At 60.6% G+C, this 5395-nt stretch carries 5 protein-coding genes; 1 reads left to right on the plus strand and 4 read right to left on the minus strand.

The genetic code is table 11. From position 1 onward, the window contains the following. From IH881_20105 to IH881_20115, 3 genes are all read right to left on the minus strand, one after another. A partial coding sequence (locus IH881_20105) for a helix-turn-helix domain-containing protein (GenBank protein ID MCH7870001.1) occupies positions 1 to 217 on the minus strand: 217 nt, incomplete at its 3' end. After that, positions 214 to 582 (minus strand): transposase, encoded by a 369-nt coding sequence (locus IH881_20110; protein ID MCH7870002.1) that lies wholly within the window; start codon positions 580 to 582, stop codon positions 214 to 216. The genes IH881_20105 and IH881_20110, both read right to left, overlap by 4 nt. A gap of 362 nt (positions 583 to 944) precedes the next feature. Beyond that, positions 945 to 2150, minus strand: coding sequence for an FAD-binding oxidoreductase (locus IH881_20115; GenBank protein ID MCH7870003.1), 1206 nt, complete (start codon positions 2148 to 2150; stop codon positions 945 to 947). Positions 2151 to 2325: 175 nt separating this feature from the next. On the opposite strand from IH881_20115, the gene IH881_20120 reads away from it, so the two are divergent. Continuing rightward, positions 2326 to 3354 (plus strand): alcohol dehydrogenase catalytic domain-containing protein, encoded by a 1029-nt coding sequence (locus tag IH881_20120; protein ID MCH7870004.1) that lies wholly within the window; start codon positions 2326 to 2328, stop codon positions 3352 to 3354. A 416-nt stretch (positions 3355 to 3770) separates the two neighbouring features. On the opposite strand, the gene IH881_20125 is transcribed toward IH881_20120, so the two are convergent. Next, entirely contained in the window at positions 3771 to 4838 is a 1068-nt protein-coding gene (locus IH881_20125; GenBank protein ID MCH7870005.1) for a DUF4388 domain-containing protein, read from the minus strand. Between the last annotated feature and the right edge of the window lie 557 nt (positions 4839 to 5395).

Below are 5395 nucleotides of genomic sequence, written 5' to 3' on the forward strand. Positions count from 1 at the left end.
CCTTCTTCCTGACCTTCTCCGGGATCGCATTCCAACGGGGCTGGACACCTGGCTTCTTGTCTTCCAATCCATCGAAGCCCCCAGCGTCGTATCGCTGATACCAGCCATAGAACGTGCTTCGAGCTACCCCTAGCTGCCGCAGGGTCGCACGCACGGGCAGGTCGGTCCCTTCGACCAGGCGAATGATCTCCATCTTCTCGGATGCCGTGCGTCTCACGAATCGTCCTCCTCGCCATAACCCGTCAGACTTTTTTTGAGCACCCGGTTCTTGAGTGTGAACTCGGCAACCACTTCCTTGAGTTCTCGGTTCTCGGCGCGAAGATCCTTGACTTCATCACTGGTGGCTTCACGAACCGTGTCCCCCGCCAACTGCTTCTTGCCGGCTTCCAGGAAGTCCTTGCTCCAGCGGTAGTACAAGTTCGATGCAATGCCCTCTCTGCGGCACAGCTCCGAGATGCTCTGCTCGCCTCGCAGCCCCTCGAGCACGATCCGGATCTTCTCCTCGGGAGCAAACTTTCTGCGCGTCTTTCGCCGGATCTCCCGCACTGCCGCTTCGGTGGATTGCTTCCTTCCTGCTGACATCTTGAGATTCTCCTCGGGGTACGAGACCCCGGTGATTTGTCTCTTAGCCTAGGGCGTTCAATTGTCCGAGTTCTGCTGACGGGAAACAAAGACGAGGTCGACCTGCCCTTACATCGGCTTCCAACAGACGGGCGGGCTTCTCGACGAGCGGAACGTCACCCGGAGCTGGGACCGCTTACGCCGAAAGGCGGGGGTAGGCAAAATGAGCGGCGTTTTCAGCACCACCGCTAAGTCGTCTTCTGTTAAGCCGCCTTCGGAGGAGGCGCCTAGGCTTCTTTGTGGCTTCGCGCTGACTTTCTATTATCTCAGATAGTGTTCTCTTGATTCCGCCGGCCACCACGGGGGCTACGAGATGCGGGCCTTCAAAGCTTCAGGTGATCGAGGGTCCTGGCCGCGCGCAGCGGAGGTTTGCCCGTCGCGATGAGCTCGGCCATCAGCTCACCGGCCGCCGGGCTCATGTTGATTCCCAGCGCCCCGAAGTGCGTGGCCGCGTAGCCGTTGCGCCACTGCGGGAGTCTCCCGAGCGTAGGTTTGTGGAAGGGCGCTTTGACGGGCATCGCCAGTAGGTCACCGCGGTGCTCGACCAACTTCGCTTCTTCGAGAGCGGGCAGAATCGCGGCGCAGTCCGTCAGCGTCTTCAGTTTTAGCTCTTCGTTGAGCGAATCGTCGAAGGTCTCTCGCGGGCTGAAACTGCCCACGTAGGGGCTCAGGATCACCTCCCCATTCACCTTGGGGATGATCCAGTAGTCGCCCGCGACGAGGGTCTGGAAGGGCAGCCCGCCGGGTACTTCGACTCGGATGCACTCGGCCGTGAGCATGCGTATGGGAATGTCGACACCGAGATGCGCCGCTATCGGACGCGACCAGGGCCCCGCCGCGATCACGAAGTGATCACCCGAGAGGATCTCCCCTGTAGCGAGTTCGAGGCCGGTTATGCGATCGCCTTGAGTCTCGAAGCCCACCGCCTCACCCTGCTTCATGCTCGCACCGAGTTGCTCAGCCGCCTGGGCGAGACCCAGTGTATACTTGTAGGGTTCGACCTGGCCCTCCGGATTGGTGATTCCAGCCCGCCATTCCGGCGCGAGCGACGGAAAGACTTCGCGTAGCTGCGTCGCGTCGAGCCAGCCCGTCTCGACTCCTCCGGCCCGAACGTAGGGGGCCAGCAGTGCCTCGCGTCCCGCCGCTTCGAGATCCGCTTCCGTTAACAGAAATGTGTTGGAAGATTCACCGTACTCCACGTCGATGCCGCCGCGTTCGGCGATCTCGAGAGCCAGGTCCGGCATGCGCTCGTACGAGGATGAAAAGAGGTAGAGCCAGTCGGCGATGCTCTGGTCCGCGGGCATCGCGCCAACGTCCAGAACGTCCGGGTCCGCGACCGCGACATGCGTTTCCTCCTCCGCGAGGTAGGTGGGTGGATAGGCGATGACGGCCCAGGCCTTGCCCGAAGCGCGCGTGCCGATCGATTCGCGCTCGACGACGGTGGCGCGCATCCCGCGCTTGCCGAGGTGGTAGGCAATCGAGCAGCCGATGGCTCCGGCCCCGATGATGACGACGTCGCTCTGCGGCATGGCGCCTCCAAATTCTCCGTCAGTGGATTCTAGGCGGTCCGAACGATTGGCTGCCAACCTCTGCCGCGGGATCCCCCAATTGTGCTAGAGCCCTCGCCAAATATTCCCTGGAAGCGCATCATAAGCCTATGGCTCGATACACCTCACGGCGCAACGACGGTCTAGGATGGTTCCCATGAGAGCAGCTCGACTACACGAGGGTGAAACCGCTGTGCGCCTCGAGGAAATTGATACGCCTGACGTGCGGCCTGGCACCGTACTCGTCAGCATACAGTCAGTCTTTGTGTCGCCGTTTACAGCTGGCCTGATTGACGGTTCCGGCGAATTGTCGACCCCACCGAGGCCCTTTACTCCGGGCATGGATGCTGTCGGTACGGTTCAGCTCTTGGGCTCTGACGTCAGCGGACTCGAAATAGGACAGCGGGTTTACTGCGACTGTTACTACCAATCGCCCACGCAGGGGGGTGTCGAAGATTTCGGCTTCATCGGAAATTTCGGGGTTGGCGAGCACTCTGCGGAAATGCTTCGGCGTTGGCGCGACGGGACTCTCGCCGAGTATATGTTGCTGCCCGCCGAGTGCGTCATTCCGATTCCGGAAACCGTCACCGTTTCAGACGCCGTTCTTTGCCGCCTGGGTTGGTTAGGCACTGCCTACGGCGCCTTCACCAAGGTCGGCCTGGCACCCGGCGAAGCGGTTGCCGTAGTTGGAGGCACTGGTCTCGTCGGAGTGAGCGGGGTTCTGGTTGCCCTGGCGATGGGGGCCCAGAGTATCTTTGTTTTGGGGCGCCGGACCGACGCCCTTGCAGAGCTCGCCGGTCTGAATTCAAGAGTTCAAGCCGGAACGAAGCTGCCGGACGGTCAGACGTTCGATGTCGTGCTCAGTGCGATTGAGGCCCGCGACGCTTCGGCGATCCAGGCAGCGCTTCCCACGCTGAAGCGCTCGGGCCGTCTTGTCGCGGTAGGGGTGACAGAAGAACCCCTGGCAGTATCCACCGATCTCATTGTTAGCATGGATCTGACGATTCGAGGCTCTCTTTGGTTCGAACGGCGCCAAGCCACTGAATTGCTCAACATGATTGCGGCGGGAACGCTGGATCTCTCATCCCTCGCAGTCGAGGAATACCCATTGGCTGAGGTTGGAGAGGCCCTGCACGCCACCGGGCGTCGCCGGGGGGCTTTCCAGCAGGTCGTGGTTCGTTGTTGAAGTGACGACCGGGACACATCAAGTAGTAGACGGCTGACCGTCCCCGTTGTCCCCGGAGTGTCCCCGATGCCTTCAGCTCGTTTTCAGAAGATTCGGTCACTAGCTGAAAGTGTTTTTGAAAGTGTGATCCGGAGTGGAGCGCGAGACCGGGTTCGAACCGGCGACCCTCAGCTTGGGAAGCTGAACGGAGAATCGTGCAAGTACTTGATTCTGCGAATCAACCCTCAATTCCCTGTCCGGTCCAACAGTGCCATGTAGTGACATACGGTGACATAGAGTGACAGGCAATTGTCGCTATTGACTGCCCCGCCGACTCCAATCCCAGATCAATATGGCGAGCGACTTCATCGTCCCGAAGCCAGGGGCGTAGCGCTCGTGAATCTTGGATTGGTTGGGGCGGCGGTCGGGCGGTTGACCTAGCGCGAGCGTTCGTCGCTGATGCGGGCGCATTCCATCAACAGCGCAGTCGTGGACTGACCGATCACGTCGTCTCGCTCCACCAGCTGGAAGCCGAACTCGAACGCACCCTCGGGCCACTCGAGCAGGTCGGCCAGGGCGTCGATTGGCGCGGGCCCGGGCGGATCCAGTTCGATGTCGAAGAGTCGCCCGTCCTGGACGAAGACTTTCACCTTGGTGCAGTCGCGCTCGAGGTCGAGCACGCCGGTCGATCGTTCGAGCTCGAGAAATGCCAGCAGGCTCGGTAGGGCCACTTCGGACAAGCTCCCCGACAGATGAACACCCTCCCGATCGCTGCCCGGCCGGCTCGTTGTTTCTGTCGAGGAGACGAGCGTGTCCACTACGTCGGCGACCTTCGAAACCCAGCGCTCTTCGCCCTTGCCAAAGCTCACTTCGACCAGGTAGCGCTCGCCCTCTCCAGTGTCTTCGATTCGGCTCGACTTCACCGCCTGTCCCGTGATCCGTAATTCGCGATCACGGGAGAAGGGTGCCTCGATCTCGATCGAGACCACGGCTCCCTGCTCGAGTGCCCGGTTGGAGTCGATCACGATCCCCGAGATGCAAAGCTCGCGAACCGAGTCCGACTCTCGGTCGCCGCGACGGCGATCCACCTGCACTTCGTACTGATGATCCGGAGAATTGTCCGCCGAGACCTCGATCTCCCCTGCGACGACCGCACGCATGAACTCTTCGAGTTCCTGAGGATTGTGCGGGAGAAACTCGAAGGCGGTGGCCTCGATGACCTGGCCTCCTTGCCCGTCGTCCGCCATCACCACCCGGACCACGCGAGACATGATGTTGATTCCGGCGCCCAGATCCTCAGTCACGAGGTGCAACATCCGCACCGAACCGGGCGACCCAGCGTCCCGGGGAGTTCGCAGGAGCATCCCATAGGCGCTCAATACGCACGACTCGAGCGCGGGCTCCCCTTCCGCTTCTGGAATCCCGACCCACAGTCGAGTTTCGAAACGCGGAGCGCGTCTCGGATCCTCCCCTTTTCTTCTTTCGATCCGCATCGTCCACTGCATCGACCGACGCGAAGATCCCCTGTAGTGCGGGTTGCAGATCCCCGGCTCCACTCCCAGCGGAACTCGGGGGATATCCCCAGGCAAAACCAGTCAGGAATGTCGGCTACTGGTGCAGTTGCTCGAGGGGAGTACAAAGGCTACGCCCTTGATATCCCGATCAGGCTTCGAACCTGAGGGTCGGGGGTTCGAATCTGGTCTCGTGCTCCAGCGTAACTTCAACCCCGCCAAGTGTTTGCTTGGTGGGGCTGTTGCATTCAAGGTGGAGCATTTCTCCCGAAGTCCGCCTCAGTACTTACCGGGGCTCACCGGTTTTGAGTAGAAGGTCTTCTTGTCCGGGTTTCACGTGAGCACGCCGGCTAATATGCAGGTTTTTGCACCCCAGTTTCAGTGACTTACATACTTCGCGCGAAGTACAGGTAGCTCCCAAGGTTGTCGATACGAGTACCTAGAACGAAATTTGATCAGCAACTAGACCAACCTGCTACATGCGATACTGTTTCATAGGGGCAGGCGATTGCAAGCAATACGAATAACAGACGCTTGCCCGGAGCCCGGAG

It is taken from the genome of Myxococcales bacterium (assembly GCA_022563535.1).
In the GTDB taxonomy this organism is placed as follows: Bacteria; Myxococcota_A; UBA9160; order UBA9160; family UBA4427; genus DUBZ01.